This is a genomic window from Pseudomonas gebzensis, assembly GCF_034427815.1.
Lineage (GTDB): Bacteria > Pseudomonadota > Gammaproteobacteria > Pseudomonadales > Pseudomonadaceae > Aquipseudomonas.
On record NZ_JAXQNS010000005.1, the window covers coordinates 218,215 to 237,206 of the forward strand.

Sequence of the window (18,992 nt, forward strand, 5' to 3'; positions counted from 1 at the left end):
TCTCTGTAAGCAAAACCCTGAGCATAGAGTCACACAGCGCTCTTGCAGCGCCCGTCGGTCCACTCGGCCTGCATTGCGTGTGCCGGTCGGGTGGCCTAGACGGCCGTTAAGCGGGTTGAACCGCCACGATCAGCCGCTTCGCGTCAAACCGACCGTCGCTCGTCAGCCGCGCAGCCCTCAGAGCAAGCTAAACGGATAACTCACAATCAGTCGGTTCTCATCGAACGCATTGGTGCTGTAGTCCCGGCGCATGGTCGAGTTGCGCCACTTCACGGTGAGGTCCTTGAAGGCGCCCGACTGCACCGCGTAGGCCAGCTCGCTCTCGCGCGCCCATTCCTTGCCGTCATCGACCAATGCGGTGTGGACGTCATCGCCCTTGATGTAGCGGTTCATCAGGGTCAGCCCGGGCACACCGATGCTGGCGAAGTTGAAATCGTGGCGCACCTGCCAGGAGCGTTCCTTGGCGTTGTCGAAGCTGGCGTTGTAGCTGTCGTTGGCCAAGGTGCCGCCGCTGGTGCCATTGACTCGGAACCAGGCGTCATCGCCGCTGACTTTCTGCAGGCCGACATAGAACGTATGGCCCTGGTATCTGGCCGAGAGCAGTGCTGAAGCGGTGCGGTTGTCGAGGTCGCCGGCGCGCTGGCTGCCGTCTTCCTTGCCGATGAAGTAGCCGAGGTTGGCGGCCAGGGTCCAGTCGCCCACCGGCTGGCTGTGCTGCAGGTTCAGGTACTGCTGCTGGTAAACGTCCTTGAGCTGGGCGTTCCACAGGCCGACCAGGGTGCGCTTGTCGTTGAAGGTGTACTCACCGCCAGCAAAGTTGAAACGGTCGGAGGTGGCGGCGGGGCGGCCGTTGAAGGACAGGTCGTCCATGCTGGCGTCGTTGCGCGGGCTATTGCCACGGAACTGGCCGCCGTACAGGCTCAAGCCGTCGATTTCGCGCGACACCACCTGGGCACCGCGCAAGGTCTGCGGCAACGAGCGGCCGTCGTCGGCACGCAGGATCGGCAGCACGGGCATCCACTCGCCCACCTTCAGCTCGGTCTGGGAGATTTTCGCCTTGAAGGCGACGCCCAGCCGGCCAAAGTCATCGGCTGGGCGGCCATCGTCATGGATCGGCAGCAACTGCGTGCCGCCCGTGCCGCGACCGCCGTCGAGCTTGACCGCGTACAGCGAGAAAATCCACACCGAAGCCAACCGTGCCCTGGGTGAAGCCTGAGCGAGCGTCGAGGATGAAACTCTGCGTCCATTCCTCGGCTTTGCTCTGGCGATTGTCAGGGTCGACGAAATTGCGGTCGATGTAGAAGTTTCGCAGGTTCAGCGTGGCTTTGGCGTCTTCCACAAAGCCGCTGTCGGCGGCCAGGGCAGGCAGGCTGCAAGACACGGCCAACAGGCCAGGGAGCAGGTGGCGTGCGGGGTGCGAAGGGTTCATCTGTCGAAGATCTCTTGTTGTTATCGGTGCGGCAGTACGCTGCAGGACACCCTGCAGACAGAGCCCTGTAGAAAAGGGAACGTTTGGTACATTGCGAGGCCGATGGTGCTGCGAAGGGCAGGGCGGGGCAATTCGCCGCAGACGGAACAGGGCGATTACCGAACGAAATGTTCTAGTTGGTTCATTTTGCCAGCGCGGGGGAGAAAGTGCACGGGGTGCGGTAGGAATCAGGGCGAGGGAGGGGTGACATGGGGGACAGGAACCGAGCGTGCGCCGTCTGTTCAGCAATTGCGCTACGCCTGGATTGGAGCGGCGAAGCCGACCCCCTGCAGGCGCCGCGTTTTGCTGGCAATGGACGGGGGCGTTGGTCCATCAACGCCCTCGTGCCGTTGCGGTTACCGTGCCGCCTGCTGATTGGCCTCGCCAGTGCGCTCATACCAGCCGCCACCCAAGGCCTTGTACAGGTTCACTTCGCTGACCAGCTGTGACAACCGATCGGTGATCAGCGCCTGTTGCACGCTGAACAGCGAGCGCTGGGCGTCGAGGAAGGTCAGGTTGCTGTCGATGCCGATGCGGTAGCGGCGTTCGGCCAGGCGGTAGTAATCCTGGTTGGCGGCCACCAGGTCGCGCTGGGCTTGCAGCTGTTCTTCGTAGGTCTTGCGTGCGGTCAGGCCATCGGCGACTTCCTGGAAGGCGGTCTGGATGGTCTTCTCGTACTTGGCAACGTTGATGTCCTTCTGGATCTTCGAGTATTCGAGGCTGGCCTTGAGTGCCCCGGCATTGAAGATCGGCAGGTTGATCTGCGGTTGGAACAGCCAGGTGCCCGAGCCGCCGCTGAACAGACCGCTCATGTCCGGGCTCAAGGTGCCGGCGTTGGCGGTCAGGCTGATGCTTGGGAAGAACGCCGCGCGCGCCGCGCCGATGTTGGCGTTGGCAGCCTTGAGCAGGTGCTCGGCTTCCTGGATGTCCGGGCGGCGCTGCAGCAGGTCGGACGGCAACCCGGCAGGCACTTCGGCCAACTGGTCGGCGTCGAGCGCCAGCGGCTCCGGCAGGTTGCTCGGAATGCCGGTACCCAGCAGCACGGTCAGGCTGTTGGCGTCTTGCGCCACCAGGCGTTGGTACTGCGCCAGCTTGACCCGCGCGCCTTCCACAGCGGTGCGTGCCTGGCTCAGATCGAGCGCCGACGACACGCCCACCTCGGTGCTGCGCTGGGTCAGGTTCAAGCTCTGTTGGTAGGCCTTGAGGGTGTCTTGCGTCACCCGCAACTGAGCCTGGTCGGCCTGCCAGGTGTAGTAGGCGTTGGCCACGCTGGCCACCAGGGCGATCTGCGTGGAGCGGCGCGCCTCTTCACTGGACAGATACGTTTCCAGGGCCTGCTGGCTGAGGCTGCGCACACGGCCGAACAGGTCCAGCTCATAGGCACTCACGCCCACGGTGGCCGAGTACTGGCTGGTGATGCCGGAGCGACCAGTCTGCGACAGGTCGGAGGGCACGCGCTGGCGGCTGCCGCTGGCGTTGGCGGTCACCGCCGGGAACAGATCGGCACGCTGGATGCGGTACTGCGCGCGGTAGGCGTCGATGTTCAACGCGGCAACACGCAGGTCGCGGTTGTTTTCCAGCGAGGTCTGGATCAGTTGTTGCAGCGCACGGTCGGTGAAGAACTGGCGCCAGCCCTGTTCGGCCGCCGCCACGTTGGCCGACTCGGCCGGCGAGTACGCCGGGCCTTGCGGGAACTGCGCCGGTACCGGCGCCTCAGGCGTCTGGTAGTCAGGGATCAGCGAGCAGCCGCTCAGAATCAGGGCGGTTACTGCCAGGGACAGCAAGGACTTGGTCATTGCCCAGCCTCATAACGTGGGGTTTCAGGAGTGTCAGGGGTGTGATCGTCTTCCGGCTTTTTCTTGCCGCCGAAGACCGACGACACGGCCACGAAGAACAGCGGCACCCAGAAGATGGCCAGTACGGTTGCACTGATCATGCCGCCGATGACGCCGGTACCAATGGCGTGCTGGCTGCCCGAGCCTGCGCCGCTGGCGATGGTCAACGGTACCACGCCGAGAATGAACGCCAGCGAGGTCATGATGATCGGGCGCAAACGCATCCGGCAGGCTTCGATGGTGGCGTCGTACAGGCTCTTGCCTTGCTCGTGCAGCTCTTTGGCGAACTCGACGATCAGGATCGCGTTCTTCGCTGCCAGACCAATGGTGGTCAGCAGCCCCACCAGGAAGTACACATCGTTGGACAGCCCGCGCAAGCTGGTGGCGATCAGTGCACCGATGATCCCCAGCGGTACGACCAGCACGACTGCGATCGGGATCGACCAGCTTTCATACAGTGCCGCCAGGCAGAGGAAGACGAACAGGATCGACAGCGCAAACAGCGCCGGCATCTGCGAGCCTGAGAGTTTTTCCTCGTACGACATGCCGGTCCAGGCATAGCCGATGCCATCGGGCAACTCGCCGGCGATGCGTTCGACTTCGGCCATGGCTTCACCGGTGCTGTAGCCGGGCGCCGGAGTACCGAGCACTTCGACCGCTTCCACACCGTTGTAGCGCGACAGCTTCGGCGAACCGTAGGTCCACTCGCCACTGGCGAAGGAGGAGAACGGCACCATCTCGCCTTTACCGTTGCGCACGTACCATTTCTTCAGGTCTTCCGGGCTCATACGGGCGCTGGATTCGCCCTGGATGTAGACCTTCTTGACCCGGCCACGGTCGATGAAGTCGTTGACGTAGCTGCCGCCCAAGGCGATCGACAACGTGTTGTTGATGTCGGCGATGGTCACGCCCAAGGCACTGGCGCGCTCGTCATCGACGATCAACTGGTACTGCGGCTCATCGTTCAGGCCGTTCGGGCGTACACCGGCCAGGATCTTGCTCTGCGAGGCCTTGCCGAGGAACTGGTTACGCGCTTCCATCAGTTTCTCGTGGCCAACACCGGCGCGGTCCTGGAGGAACACGTCGAAGCCGCTGGCGTTACCCAGCTCCAGCACTGCGGGCGGGGCGAAGGCGAACACCATGGCGTCGCGGAAAGTGAAGAAGTGCTGCTGCGCGCGCTGGGCCAGGCCGAACACGCTGTTCTCTGCAGAACGCTCGCCCCACGGTTTGAGCATGATGAAGGCCATGCCCGAGCTTTGCCCACGGCCGGCGAAGTTGAAGCCGGTGACGGTGAAGACCGACGACACGGTGTCGGCTTCGTCTTTAAGCAAGTAGGCACGCATCTGGTCGACCACATCCTGGGTGCGCTCGGCACTGGAACCGGCCGGGGTCTGCACCTGGGCGAACAGCACGCCCTGGTCTTCTTCGGGCAGGAACGCGGCAGGAATGCGCATGAACAGCCAGATCATGCCGACCACGATCAGCGCATAAGCCAGCAGGAAGGGCAGTTTGCGGCGCAGGATGAAGCCCACGCTGCGCTCGTAGCCCTGCACGCTGCGGTCGAAGTTGCGGTTGAACCAGCGGAAGAAGCCGCTCTTGCCGGAGTGGTGCTCGCCCTTTTTCAGCGGCTTGAGCATGGTCGCGCACAGCGCCGGGGTGAACACCAGCGCCACGATCACCGACAGGGCCATGGCCGAGACGATGGTGATCGAGAACTGCCGGTAGATCACGCCCGTGGAGCCGCCGAAGAAGGCCATCGGCAGCAGGACCGCCGAGAGCACCAGAGCGATACCGACCAGCGCGCCCTGGATCTGCGCCATGGACTTCTTGGTCGCCTCTTTAGGCGGCAGCCCCTCCTCGGACATCACCCGCTCGACGTTTTCCACCACAACGATGGCGTCGTCCACCAGCAGGCCGATGGCCAGCACCATGGCGAACATGGTCAGGGTGTTGATGCTGAAACCGAACGCCGCCAGGATGCCGAACGTACCCAGCAACACCACCGGCACGGTCATCGTGGTGATGATGGTGGCGCGGAAGTTCTGCAGGAACAGGTACATCACCAGGAACACCAGCACCACCGCCTCGATCAGGGTGTGGATCACCCCGCTGATCGATTCGGTGACCACCGGCGTGGTGTCATACGGGAACACCGCTTTCATCCCCGGCGGGAAGAACGGTTCCAGGTCGCTGATGGTCTGGCGCAGGGCTTTGGCGGTGTCCAGCGCGTTGGCGCCGGTTGCCAGCTTGATCGCCAGGCCCGAGGCGGGCTTGCCGTTGAACTGGGCGCTGACCGAGTAGTTTTCACCCCCCAGGCCGACCTTGGCGACATCACTCACCCGCACCTGCGAGCCGTCGCTGTTGACCTTGAGCAGGATCTTCTCGAACTGCTCGGCGGTCTGCAGGCGGGTCTTGCCGATGATCGTGGCGTTGAGCTGGGTACCGGGCACGGCCGGCAGGCCGCCAAGCTGGCCGGACGACACCTGCACGTTCTGCGCGGTAATGGCGGTGCGGACATCGACCGGGGTCAGCTGGAATTTGTTCAGCTTGGCCGGGTCGAGCCAGATGCGCATGGCGTACTGCGCGCCGAACACCTGGAAGTCACCCACACCTGCGGTACGCGAGATCGGGTCCTGCATGGTCGAGACGATGTAGTTGGCCAGGTCATCCTTGGTCATGCTGCCGTCTTCGGACACCAGGCCGATGACCATCAGGAAGTTCTTCACCGCCTTGGTCACGCGGATACCCTGCTGCTGCACTTCTTGCGGCAGCAGCGGGGTAGCCAGGTTGAGCTTGTTCTGCACCTGCACCTGCGCCGTGTCAGGGTTGGTGCCCTGTTCGAAGGTAGCGGTGATGGTCATGCTGCCGTCGGAGTTACTTTCCGACGACACATAGCGCAGGTTGTCGATGCCGTTGAGCTGCTGCTCGATGACCTGCACCACGGTGTCTTGCACGGTCTGTGCGGACGCACCTGGGTAGCTCACGGCGATGGCGATGGCCGGCGGCGCGATACTCGGGTACTGGTTGATCGGCAACTTGAGGATCGACAGGGCGCCGACCAGCATGATGACCAGGGCGATGACCCACGCGAAGATCGGGCGATCGATAAAGAACTTCGACATGGTTTACTCCGCTTTGGCGTCTGCGTCGCTGGCCTTGGCCGGGTCAGGGTTGTTCGGCTTCTTCAGGTTGGTGGCCTCGCTGACCTTCACCTCGACGCCCGGGCGTACGTACTGCAGGCCCTCGGTGATCAGGCGATCGCCTGGGTTCAGGCCTTCCTCGATCAGCCAGTCGCTGCCTTGCGTACGGTTGGCCTTGAGCTCACGCAACTCGACCTTGTTGTCCTTGTTCACCACCAGCGCGGTCGGGGTGCCCTTGAGGTCGCGGGTCACGCCTTGCTGCGGCGCCAGAATGGCGTTGGAGCGAACCCCGGACTTGAGCCGCGCATGCACGAACATGCCAGGTAGCAGGGCGTGGTCGGGGTTGGGGAAGATCGCGCGCAGGGTCACGGAACCGGTGGTTTCGTCGACTGCGACTTCGGAGAACTCCAGGCGGCCCTGCTGCTGGAACAGGCTGCCGTCTTCGAGCACCAACTGCACTTGCGCAGCGTTGTCGCCGGCCTTCTGCAAGTTGCCGCTGGCCAGGTCACGGCGCAGCTTGAGCAGCTCGGCGGTGGACTGGGTGACGTCGACGTAGATCGGATCGAGCTGCTGGATAGTGGCCATGGCGTTGGCCTGACCGCTGTTGACCAGCGCACCTTCGGTGACCGCCGAACGGCCGATACGGCCACTGATCGGCGCCAGGACCTTGGTGTAGCGCAGGTCGATCTGGGCGCTCTTCAAGGTGGCTTCGGCCTGCAGGCGCTTGGCGTTGGCGTCGTCGTATTCCTGGCGGCTGACGGCTTGTTCGTCGATCAGCTGCTTGTAGCGACCGGCCAGCGAGCGCGTGGCTTGCAGGTTGGCCTGAGCCGTGGCCAGGGTGGTCTCGTAGACCGCGGGGTCGATCTGGTACAGCTGCTGCCCCTGCTTGACGTCGCTGCCTTCCTTGAACAGACGCTTGAGAATGATGCCGTTGACCTGCGGGCGCACTTCGGCCATGCGGAAGGCCGTGGTACGGCCCGGCAGCTCCGAGGTCAGGGTGAAGGCTTGCGCTTGCAGGGTGACAACGCCGACTTGAGGTGCCTGCGCAGCTGGCGGCGCCTCTTCTTTCTTACAGCCGCTGAGCAGTGTGGCCAGGGCGACGGCGGAAACCAGAGCGGTAACAGCTGGCTTGAAGTGCATGAGGATCCTCGGAACGCGGGAGCAGGGGGAGCTCAAGGGTAATAGATGTGTGATTGCGAATGATGCTATCGGGTGGATAAATAGCTTGCTAAGCAATATACTTACATTCACGGTTGTTTGTAAATACCGCAAGGTGGTACTCGGTGACTACCTGCAACCTGTCGAATACGGTCCGAGAGGCGCACGCCAGAGGCGTCCCAGTGGATTCCCGTGCTGGTTTTTCGGCCCGGGCCTGATGTGAGGTTTTTGCTGCCATGGTTCGTCGTACCAAAGAAGAAGCCCAGGAAACCCGCGCCCAGATCATCGAAGCGGCGGAACAAGCCTTCTATCGTCGTGGCGTCGCGCGGACGACCCTGACCGATATCGCGCAATTGGCGGGCGTCACTCGCGGCGCCATCTACTGGCACTTCAGCGACAAGGTGGAACTGGTCCAGGCGCTGCTCGATGTTCTGCACGAAACCCACGATCACCTGGCGCGTGCCAGTGAGAGTGAAGACGAAGTCGATCCGCTGGGCTGTACCCGCAAATTGTTGCTGCACATCTGCAAGGAGCTGGTACTGGATCCGCGCACGCGGCGTATCAATGAGATCCTGCACTACAAGTGCGAGTTCACCGACGACATGTGTGAAATCCGCCAGCAGCGCCAGCATTCGGTGCTCGACTGCCATCAGGGCATCGTCATCGCCATGACCAATGCAGTGCGCCGTGGCCAGCTGCCTGCAGACCTTGACCCTGAACGCGCCGCCTTGGTGCTGTTCGCTTACTTCGATGGCTTGTTTGGCCGCTGGTTGCTGCTGCCCGACAGCTTCGACCTGCTGGGCGATGCCGAGAAATGGGTCGATGCCGGGCTGGACATGCTGCGCTTGAGCCCCGCCCTGCGCAAACAGTGATTTGTGAACGATTGTAGAGCTGCGGTGCCTTGAGCGCACGGTTCGGCCAGCGCACGCCGCAGCCTTCAATGCCCGCGCAGTTGGCGGTCCGGCAGCGCCAGCGCAGCGAGCAACGCCAGTGCCGCAATACCGGCGCTGCCCAGCAAGACCTGACGAAACACCGCCAGCAACGCCTGCTGCGCCTGGCTATCGGCTGGGCTGCTGGCGGCGCCGCCCAGCAGCGGATCGCCCAACAGCGTCAGGCTGCCGTGCTGCAACAAGCCAAGCAACAGGCTGGACATGATCGCCACCCCCATCGCCCCACCCAACGAGCGGAACAGGTTGGTGGTGCTGGTGGCCACACCGATGTCCTGCTTGGCCACGGCGCTTTGCGTGCCCACCAGTGAGGTGGGGAACTGCAGACCACCGGCAATCCCGGTGAGCAACATGAACACTGCGCTCAAGGCCGTCGACTGTGGCGCGCTGAGGGCCATGCCGAGGATCGCCACCGGCATCAGCAGGGCACCGGCGAGGATTTGCGGCTTGTAACGCCCCGTGCGGCTGGTCAGGCGTCCGCCGGTAAAGGCGCCCAGCGGCAGGCCCATCGCCAGCGGCAACAGATGCAGCGCCGCAGCGTCGGCACTGCCACCGGTGATCGCCTGATAGCGCAGCGGCATCAGCATGGTCAGCGAGATCGACTGGAAGCTGGCGAAGAAGATGACGCACCAGCACAGCACCGCCACCCGGTTGCGAAACAGGCCCAACGGCAACAGCGGTTCGGGGAAGCGCCGTTCCTGCAGCCACAGCAGCAGCCCGCCGACCAGCGCGCCGGCAAACAGCGCCAGCACCACCGGCGAGTGCCAATCCTCTCCATGACCGATCAGGCTCACGCCCATCAGCAGGCTGCCCAGCCCAAGGATCATCCACACCGCGCCCACGTAGTCGACCCGCGCCTGGCGCCGGGCTACCGGCAGCCCGGCCAGCGCCCGATGAATCGCCCACAGTGCCACCAGGCCCAATGGCAGGTTGATCCAGAACACCCAGTGCCACGACAGGTACGCCGTCAGCCAGCCGCCGAGCACCGGCCCGGCCACGCTGGCCAAGGCGTACATACTGCTGAAATAGCCTTGGTAGCGGCCGCGCTCACGCGGCGGCACGTAGTCACCGATGATCGCCTGGCTGACCGACACCATGCCCCCCGCGCCAATCCCTTGCAGCACCCGCGCCAGCACCAGCTGTTCCATGTTCTGCGCCAGCGCGCAGGCCACCGAGGCCAGCGTGAACAGCGCCGTGCCGGTGAGGATCATCCGCCGACGGCCATACAAGTCGCCGAGCTTGCCGTAGATCGGCACAGCCACGGTCATTGCCACCAGGTAACCCGAGATCACCCAGGCGAGCAGGCCGATGTCGTTGAAGTCGGCAGAAATGGCGGGCAGCGAGACGGCAACGATGGTCTGGTCGAGGGCGCCAAGCAGAATGGCCAGCATCAGGGCGGTGAGCACCGCGCGCAGGGCGGGCTCGGTCAGGGCAGTGGTCACGGATTACCTGAGCGCTATCGAACTATGGAGGGGCATGCACCCCGTCGCTAATCCCTGAAGTGTATCCCGAGTTAGGAAGCTATCTATGTAAAATGTGCATCCCCTATGCACGATCGGCATAACCCCTTTCATCTTTTGAAACATGGCTGCGTGCTATCTTGGCAGCGCCAAACAAGCGGAATCACTGGCTTTGCACCACCTTGGTGCAGCGATTTGTCACGCGATTTCCCACTGCTGTATCCCACATTTTCTATTCCCTGCCTGCATGCTGTGCATGGAGTGCATCCCATGGCAATGATTGGAACAGGTCGGCAAGGCCGGCTCTGGGAGCCAGTTCAAATTTGACGTTACAGCGGAGTGACCATGCCCAAGGCTTCCCACCACGATCTGCGTTTTGCGTTCCGCCAGTTGCTCGAATCGGATTCCTGCTACCACACCGCCTCGGTGTTCGACCCCATGTCGGCGCGTATCGCCGCTGACCTGGGCTTTGAGGTCGGTATTCTTGGCGGCTCGGTCGCCTCCTTGCAGGTGCTGGCCGCCCCCGATTTCGCCCTGATCACCCTGAGCGAGTTCGTCGAGCAGGCCACTCGCATCGGCCGCGTCGCGCAGTTGCCGTTCCTCGCCGATGCCGACCATGGCTACGGCAACGCGCTGAACGTGATGCGCACGGTGATCGAGCTGGAGCGCGCAGGTGTCAGCGCCCTGACCATCGAAGACACGTTGCTGCCGGCGCAATTCGGCCGCAAGTCGACCGACCTGATCTCGGTCGATGAGGGTGTGGGCAAGGTCCGCGCGGCCATCGAGGCCCGGGTCGACTCGGCCATGGCGATCATCGCCCGCACCAATGCCGGGGTCTTGAGTACCGAAGAAGTCATCCACCGCACGCAGAGCTACCAGAAGGCTGGCGCCGATGGCATCTGCATGGTCGGCATCAAGGACTTCGACCACCTCGAACAGATTTCCCGCCACCTCAGCGTGCCGTTGATGCTGGTCAGCTATGGCAACCCGAACCTGCGCGACGACCAGCGCCTGGCCGAGCTGGGCGTGCGCATCGTGGTCGATGGCCACGCGGCCTACTTCGCCGCGATCAAGGCCACCTATGACTGCCTGCGCCTGCAACGCGGCCAGCAGAACCGCTCGGAAAACCTCAGTGCTACCGAGCTGTCGCACACCTACACCCAGCCTGAGGACTATATCCGCTGGGCCAAGGAATACATGAACGTCGAGGAGTGATCCCGTCTTCATGCCCCTGCTGGTCGCGCGTGGTCTGGCGTGCGACCGGCGCACCCTCGCGCCTCAGACACCCGGCGCCACGCGCTTGAGCGCGTCTTCGAAATCGCGCACGAAACGCGGCGAGTCGAACAGCACCGACGTTTCACGCCCCGATTTCAACCGCTCGCGCAGCACCTTCAGGCGCGCTCCATGGCTGGCCAGCTCGACCGCGCGGTCTTCATAGGCCTCTAGCGAGTGGCAGATCAGCTCCGGTAACCCCAATGACGTCAGCAGGCTGCCAGCCATGCGCGAGGCAAAGGTGCGCCCGGAGCGGGTCAACACCGGCAAACCCATCCACAGCGCATCGTTGGCGGTGGTGCCGGCGTTGAACGGGTAGGTGTCGAGGAACAGGTCGGCGGCGCTGTAGCGCGCCAGGTACTGCGAGGGCGGCACGCGTGGGGCGAACAGCAGGCGCTGCGGGTCGACGCCCTGTTCGGCTGCGCGCGCGCACAGGTTGGCTTGCGCCCAGGGGTTGTCGGCCAGAAGCCAGAGCACGCTGTTGGGGGTGCGCTGAAGGATGCGCATCCAGCAGTCGAACACCGGCTCGTTGAACTTGTAGTTGTTGTTGAACGAGCAGAACACGAAGCGATCATCCGGCAGCCCGCACTCGGCGCGGCTCGGCAGCGCAGCCACCGGGCGCTGGCGGTCGCTGCACTGGTAGATCTGCGCCAGGTACAGCGGCGTTTCGCTGTAGAAGGGCTGCTCGCTGTCGGGGATCAGGTAGCGGTCGGCAATCACGTAGTCGATACCCGGCAGGCCGGTGCTGCCGGGAAAGCCCAGGTAGGTCATCTGCACCGGTGCCGGGCGCAGCGCGGGGATGTTCGGGCGGGCGCCGGCGGTGAGGCCATGCAGGTCGATGAGAATGTCGATTTCATGGCGGCGGATGCACTGCGCAGCGGCCAGGTCATCGAGGTCTGCGATGCGCACGAAGTGGTCCATGGCCTGCTTGACCCGCTCGCGCAGCGGCGAGCCGTCCTCGCGGCTCCAGCAGAAGCCGTACACCTCGAACTGCTCGCGGTCGATCAGCTCGAACAGCTCCACGGTCAGCAACGACACCGCATGCAGGCAGAAGTCCGACGACAGGAAACCGATGCGCAGCTTGCCGTGGCCGTAGCCTTGGCTGGGCGCCAGGGTGGCGGCCGGCACCTTGACCCGTTCGCGCACGAAACGCATGGCTGCGGCCAGTTGCAGGCCTGGATCATCACTGGCGGCCAGCAGCGCCAGGGGTGACGAAGCCTTGAGCAAGTCGCCCCGGGTCAGCCCGGCGGGCGGCGCATAGACCGGCCACACGCACTGCTTCTGGCGCAGGTGCACCCAATGCTGGATCACTTTGGGCTGCGCCGGCGCGGCGGCCAGGCTGGCGGCCAGCGCCGCTTCGGCAGCCTGCAGCTGGCGGGTTTCTTCGCTCAGGCGGCCGATGGCGTTGCAGGTCATCAGATACAGCTCACGGCTTTGCGGCGTATCCACCAGGCGTTGATCGAGCACCGCCTGCCAGGTGGCCAGGGCCAACTGCGGCTGCTGTTGGCGTTCCTGCAGGGTGCCGAGGTTGAACCAGGCCTGGGCAAACTGTGGATTCTGCGCGATGGCCGCGCGGTAGGCCTGTTCGGCCTCGAGCCACTGGCCCAGTTGGGTCAGGGTCGCGCCGAGGTTGAACTGGATGATGTAGTTGACCGACGACTGGCAATGGCGCAGCCAGTGCTGGTACAGCGCCGCGACATCATGCGGGCGCTGCGCGGCGTTGAGCCGTTCGGCCACGTCCAGCAGCTGCATCGGCTCGAGCGCCAGGCGTTCTATGCGTTGCAAGGCGGTGGCCCGCACGCTGTCGAGGTCGGGGCTTTGCAGGGGATCGATTGGCATGGGTGCCAGGGTCTCCATAAAAAAATACCGAGCTCTTTCGAGCCCGGTATCAGGTCAGTCAAGGTTTAACACTGACGATCAGTGAATCCAAGTCTGCACATCGGTAGCCACCAACAATTGCACGTCGCCGTCGTTGAACACGTTGTAGCTGGCGCCGTCCACCTGCGTGGTGCCCGCCGCCTGCCACTGGCCGGCATCGCCGGTGATGTTCACGCTGTCATTGCTGTTGCCGTCGACGATCAGTTGCACCGGTGCCGCCGCGCCGTTGCCGGCTTCGGTGGCGTGGCCCAGGGCTGCTACCGCGGCAGCGTCCACCGTCAGGCTGGTGGCCTGGCCGTTGTCCGCCGCCAGGTCCAGGTGGTTGAGCACCTGGCCGCCGAGCGCTTTGACATCCACCTGGGTCAGGTCGATCGACTGCGCGCCATTGCCATCGGTGCGGAACCACACATCGGCGATGGTGTGGCTCTGGCCGTCGCTGGTCTCGAAGCTGCCGTTCAGGCCGATCAGGTTGCCGTGGTTGAGCTCGGCGGTCTTGTGCGCATCCAGGTTGAACTGAGTGATGCCCAGGTCGTGCAGGCTGTGCAGCTCGCCAGCATCGGTGACGCCGTCGTTGTTGCTATCGACCCACACTTGCAGCGACGAGAACAGCGCATCGGAGACGTTGACCACGCCATCATGGTTGCTGTCCAGGCTGGCCAGTGCTTCGAAGCCGTCCTTGGCCAGGGAACCGTCGGGCAGGCGGAACGACGAGCCGAACAGCTCGCTGCCGTCATTGACCTGGCCGTCGCCGTTGCGGTCGAGCACCAGCAGGCCGTCACCGCCGCTGGCCCAGCCGGTGGTTTCCTTGTGGCCGTCGGCGTTGAGGTCGAACTGCACCCCGCTGCGCAGATGCTGGGTTTGCACGCCGTCACCGTTGAGGTCGAGCACCAGCGGTGTGGACAACGCCAGGGCGTCGATCTGCGTGGCGCTCATGGCTTGCAACTGCGCGCTGGTGAAGGCGTCGACCTGGTTCATCGACAGGTGCGACAACTGCGCGGTGGTCAGTGCAGCAGCCTGGGCCGTGGTCAGTGCCGCCACCTGGGCGGTGGTCAGTGCGGCCATGTCAGCCGTTTCGATGGCCACGATCTGCGTGGTGGTCAGTGCCGCGACGTCGGCCGTTTCCAGGGCAGCGAACTGAGTCGGCTTGAGGGCGACGATCTGGGCGGTGGTCAGGGCCGCCACCTGCGCAGTGCTCAACGCCACCAGTTGCGGGGCAGTGAGCGCGGCGATGTCGGCCGTTTCCAAGGCCGCCACTTGCGTGGTGGTCAGGGCCGCGATCTGCGTGACCTTGAGCGCGGCCACCTGGGCGGTGCTCAGGGCTACCACCTGGGCAGTGGTCAACGCGGCGGTCTGCGCGGTGGTCAGGCTGGCCACGCTGGCCAGCGACAGGGCCGCGACGTCGGTGGTTTCCAGTGCCGCGATCTGCGTGGTGGTGAGGGCTGCGGCCTGGGCGGTGGTCAGGGCCGAGACCTGGGCGGTGCTCAGGGCCACCACTTGCGCGGTGGTCAAGGCGGCGATGTCAGCGGTTTCCATGGCGCTGATCTGCGTGGCCTTGAGGGCACCGATCTGCGCCGTGGTCAGCGCCGCCACCTGGGCGGTGGTCAGGGCCACCACTTGTGCGTTGCTCAGCACCGCAAGGTCGGCGTTTTCCAGTGCCGCCACTTGCGTGGTGGTCAGGGCTGCGATCTGCGCGGGTTTGAGCGCGGCGATCTGCGCGGTGCTCAGCGCCACCACCTGTGCGGTGGTCAGGGCGGCGAGGTCGGCGTTTTCCATTGCGGTGATCTGCGTGGGTTTGAGCGCGGCCACTTGCGCCGTGGTCAGGGCCGCCACTTGCGCGGTGGTGAGCGCGACGATACTGGCGCTGCTCAGCGCGGCAACATCGACGGTCTGCATGGCCGCCACTTGCGTGGTAGTCAGGGCAGCCACTTGCGCAGGCTTGAGCGCGGCCACTTGCGCCGTGGTCAAGGCCACCACCTGATCAGTGGTCAGGGCCGCGGTTTGCGCGGTGGTCAGTGCGCCGATGCTGTTGGCCGGTAGCGCGGCAAGGTCTGCGGTTTCCAGCGCCGCCACTTGCGCGGTGGTCAAGGCCGCGATCTGCGCGGTGGTGAAGGCGCTCATCTGCGCGGTGGTCAGGGCCACGATCTGGGCGGTGGTCAGAGCGGCGACATCGACAGTCTGCATGGCCGTCAGTTGCGCGGGTTTGAGCGCCGCGACCTGCGCGGTGGTGAGCGCCGCGACCTGGGCCGTCGTCAGGGCAACGATGCCGGCGGTGGTGAGCGCGCCGAGGTCGGCGGTCTCCAGGGCCGCGACCTGCGTGGTGGTCAATGCGGCCACTTGGCCGGTGGTCAAGGCCGCCACTTGTGCGGTGCCCAGGGCCACCACTTGCGCGGTGGTCAGGGCCGCGACATCGGCGGTGGTCATCACGGCCAACTGCGTGGGTTTGAGCGCGGCCACCTGGGCGGTGGTCAGCGCGGCAACCTGCGCCGTGGTCAGGGCGGTGATGCCCGCCGTGCTCAACGAGGCCAGGTCGACCGGCTGCATGGCCGCCACTTGCGTGGTGGTCAGTGCGCCGACCTGGGCGGCCTTGAGCGCCGCCACCTGGGCGGTGGTCAGGGCCACGATCTGGTCGGTGGTCAGTGCGGCGGTCTGCGCCGTGGTCAGGGCAGCGATGCTGGTGATGCTCAGCGCCGCCACGTCAGCGGTTTCCAAGGCCGCCACTTGCGTGGTGGTCAGGGCTGCGACCTGGGTCGGTTTGAGCGCTGCGACCTGAGCGGTGGTCAAGGCGACGACCTGGGCGGTGGTGAGCGCCGCGAGGTCAGCGTTTTCCATGGCCACGATCTGCGTGGGTTTAAGCGCCGCGACCTGGGCCACGGTCAGCGCGGCCACTTGAGCGGTGCTCAGGGCGACGACCTGGGCGGTGGTCAGCGCGGCCACATCGACCGCTTCGAGCGCCGCCACTTGTGTGGTGGTGAGGGCGGCGATCTGGGTGGGCTTGAGTGCAGCGACCTGGGCCGTGGTCAAGGCCACCACTTGCGCGGTGGTCAGCGCCGCCACATCGGCCGTTTCCAGGGCTTCGACCTGGGTCGGCTTGAGCGCGGCGACTTGAGCGGTGGTGAGCGCCGCGACTTGCGCGGTGGTCAGCGCGACGATCCCGGCGCTGGTCAGGGCCGCGACGTCAACGGTCTGCAGGGCCGCCACTTGGGTGGTGGTCAGGGCCGCGACCTGGGCTGGTTTCAGGGCTGCCACCTGGGCGGTGGTCAGGGCCACGACCTGGGCGGTGGTCAGCGCTGCGGTTTGCGCGGTGGTCAGGGCAGCGATGCTATTGACGGTCAGCGCGGCGATGTCGGCCGTTTCCATGGCCGCCACTTGTGTGGTGGTGAGCGCCGCCACTTGCGCCGTGGTCAGGGCGGCCACCTGGGCGGTGGTCAGGGCCACCACTTGTGCGGTGGTCAGCGCGGCGACATCGACGGTCTGCATGGCAGCGACTTGCGCCGGCTTCAGTGCGGCCACCTGCGCGGTGGTCAAGGCGGCGACCTGCGCCGTGGTCAAGGCCACGACACCTGCAGTGGTCAGCGCCGCGATGTCGGCGGTTTCAATGGCCGCCACCTGGGTGGTGGTCAAGGCAGCGACTTGCGCGGTGGTGAGGGCTGCGACCTGGGCAGTGGTCAGCGCCACCACCTGTGCAGTGGTCAATGCCGCCACATCAGCGGTTTCCATGGCCGCCACCTGGGTCGGCTTCAGGGCCGCGACCTGGGCGGTGGTGAGGGCAGCCACTTGCGCGGTGGTCAGGGCCACGACACTGGCGTTGCTGAGCATGGCCACGTCCACCGGCTGCATGGCAGCGATCTGGGTGGTGGTCAGTGCAGCCACTTGCGTGGGTTTCAGGGCGGCCACTTGAGCGGTGGTCAAGGCCACCACTTGCGCGGTGGTCAGGGCCGCCGCCTGGGCGGTGGTCAGCGCGGCCACGCTATTGATCGGCAGGGCGGCGATGTCGGCGACGGTCAGGGCGGCCACTTGGTCAGTGGTCAGGGCTGCTACTTGCGCGGTGGTCAGGGCCGCCACCTGGGCGGTGGTCAGCACCGCGACCTGGGCAGTGGTCAGGGCGGCGACATCCGCGGTTTCCATGGCCGCAACCTGGGTGCTCTTGAGCGCCGCGACTTGCGCGGTGGTCAGCGCCGCGACTTGCGCCGTGGTCAGTGCAACGACACTGGCGGTGGACAGCGAGGCCAGGTCAGCAGCCTGCAGGGCGGCCACTTGGGCGGTGGTCAGTGCGGCCACCTGGGCCGGTTTGAGTGCTGCGGCCTGGGCCGTGGTCAGGGCCACCACTTGCGCGGTGGTCAAGGCGGCGGCTTGCGCGGTGGTCAGCGCTGCCACGCTGGTGATCGGCAGGGCAGCGATATCGGCCGTCTCCATGGCCGCCACCTGCGTGGTGGTCAGGGCGGCCACCTGGGCGGTGGTCAGGGCTGCGACCTGGGCGGTGGTCAGTGCCACCACCTGCGCGGTGGTCAGCGAAGCCACATCGGCCGTCTGCATGGCGGCGATCTGCGCCGGTTTCAGCGCGGCTACCTGGGCGGTGGTGAGGGCGGCGACCTGAGCGGTGGTCAGCGCCACCACACTCGGGTTGGTCAAGGCAGCGATGTCGGCGGTTTCCAGGGCCGCCACTTGTGTGGTGGTGAGGGCGGCGACTTGCGCGGTGGTCAGGGTAGCCACTTGGGCGGTGGTCAGCGCCACCACTTGCGCGGTGGTCAGTGCCGCGACGTCAGCGGTCGTCATGGCCGCCACCTGTGCGGGCTTGAGCGCGGCCACCTGGGCGCTGGTGAGGGCGGCCACCTGGGCTGTGGTCAGGGCGACGACGCCGGCGGTGGTGAGCGCGGCCAGGTCACTGGGCTCCAGAGCGACCACTTGCGTGGTGGTCAGGGCGGCGACCTGGGCAGGCTTGAGCGCGGCGACCTGGGCAGTGGTCAAGGCCACGACCTGGGCTGTGGTGAGCGCCGCGGTTTGTGCGGTGGTCAGGGCGGCAACGCTGGTGGCTGGCAGGGCAGCGATGTCGGCCACTTCCAGGGCGGCAACCTGAGCGGTGGTCAGAGCGGCCACCTGGGTGGCCTTGAGGGCCGCGACCTGCGCGGTGGTCAGGGCCACGACTTGCGCGGTGGTCAGTGCCGCCAGGTCGGCGTTTTCCAGGGCAGCGACCTGCGTGACCTTCAGCGCGGCGATTTGCGCGTTGGTCAGCGCAGCCACTTGGCCGGTGGTCAGGGCGACGATGCTGGCCGTACTCAGCGCAGCCACATCGGCGGTTTCCAGGGCGGCCACTTGGGTGGTGGTCAGCGCGGCGACCTGGGTGGTCTTCAAGGCGGCCACTTGCGCGGTGGTCAGGGCCGCGACCTGGGCCGTGGTGAGGGCGGCGGTCTGCGCGGTGGTCAGGCTCGACACCAGGGTGGCGGGCAGGGCAGCGATGTCGACCGTTTCGATGGCCGCCACTTGCGTGGTGGTCAGGGCGGCAACCTGGGTGGTTTTCAGCGCGGTGACCTGGGCAGTGGTCAGCGCAACGATCTGTGCAGTGGTCAGTGCCGGCAACTGTGTCGTGGACAGCACGGCGATGTTGGTTTTGCTGATGACGGCGATCTGCGCGGTGGTCATCTGGGCGATCTGAGCGGTGCTCAGAGCCGCGACGTCCTGGGTTGCCAGCCCGGCGATCGTGGTCGTACTCAAGGCAGCGACTTGCGCTGGAGTCAACGAAGAGATGTAGCTCATGAACGCATCCTGTCTAGGTTTTAGTGCGCTGCCAGCGTTGTCGCCGTAGCCTTGGGTGGGTCAATCGGTAGCCCCCCAATCGT

General features: G+C 65.5%; 8 protein-coding genes and 1 pseudogene. 2 read left to right on the forward strand and 7 right to left on the reverse strand.

The genetic code is table 11. The features are described from left to right. Positions 1-177: 177 nt before the first annotated feature. The 4 genes and pseudogenes from SJI00_RS11880 to SJI00_RS11895 all read right to left on the reverse strand — a co-directional run bounded on the left by SJI00_RS11880 (position 178) and on the right by SJI00_RS11895 (position 7,583). Positions 178-1,429, reverse strand: a pseudogene (locus SJI00_RS11880) (OprD family porin). Between the two features lie 395 nt (positions 1,430-1,824). Further along, positions 1,825-3,264: an AdeC/AdeK/OprM family multidrug efflux complex outer membrane factor gene (gene adeC, locus SJI00_RS11885; RefSeq protein WP_322461903.1), complete on the reverse strand. Its 1,440-nt coding sequence runs from the start codon at positions 3,262-3,264 to the stop codon at positions 1,825-1,827. Beyond that, entirely contained in the window at positions 3,261-6,425 is a 3,165-nt protein-coding gene (ttgB, locus tag SJI00_RS11890; protein ID WP_322461904.1) for a multidrug efflux RND transporter permease subunit TtgB, read from the reverse strand. Before ttgB ends, adeC begins: the two co-directional genes overlap by 4 nt. A 3-nt stretch (positions 6,426-6,428) precedes the next feature. Beyond that, positions 6,429-7,583: an efflux RND transporter periplasmic adaptor subunit gene (locus SJI00_RS11895; protein WP_322461905.1), complete on the reverse strand. Its 1,155-nt coding sequence runs from the start codon at positions 7,581-7,583 to the stop codon at positions 6,429-6,431. 254 nt (positions 7,584-7,837) lie between these two features. Here SJI00_RS11895 and SJI00_RS11900 point away from each other — a divergent pair, with 254 nt between their 5' ends. Next, a complete protein-coding gene (locus SJI00_RS11900; protein WP_322461906.1) occupies positions 7,838-8,473 on the forward strand; it encodes a TetR family transcriptional regulator in 636 nt (211 codons plus the stop codon). A 65-nt stretch (positions 8,474-8,538) separates the two neighbouring features. On the opposite strand, the gene SJI00_RS11905 is transcribed toward SJI00_RS11900, so the two are convergent. Next, on the reverse strand, positions 8,539-9,990 hold the full coding sequence (locus SJI00_RS11905) for an MDR family MFS transporter (protein WP_322461907.1): 1,452 nt from the start codon (positions 9,988-9,990) through the stop codon (positions 8,539-8,541). A 363-nt stretch (positions 9,991-10,353) separates the two neighbouring features. Here SJI00_RS11905 and SJI00_RS11910 point away from each other — a divergent pair, with 363 nt between their 5' ends. Beyond that, positions 10,354-11,223, forward strand: coding sequence for an isocitrate lyase/PEP mutase family protein (locus SJI00_RS11910; protein ID WP_322461908.1), 870 nt, complete (start codon positions 10,354-10,356; stop codon positions 11,221-11,223). Positions 11,224-11,286: 63 nt separating this feature from the next. Here the strand turns inward: SJI00_RS11910 and SJI00_RS11915 are convergent, their stop codons facing one another. Both SJI00_RS11915 and SJI00_RS11920 read right to left on the reverse strand, forming a co-directional pair. Then, a complete protein-coding gene (locus SJI00_RS11915) occupies positions 11,287-13,119 on the reverse strand; it encodes an O-linked N-acetylglucosamine transferase, SPINDLY family protein (RefSeq protein WP_322461909.1) in 1,833 nt (610 codons plus the stop codon). Between the two features lie 78 nt (positions 13,120-13,197). Continuing rightward, a complete protein-coding gene (locus SJI00_RS11920; protein WP_322461910.1) occupies positions 13,198-18,909 on the reverse strand; it encodes a beta strand repeat-containing protein in 5,712 nt (1,903 codons plus the stop codon). Positions 18,910-18,992: the final 83 nt, after the last annotated feature.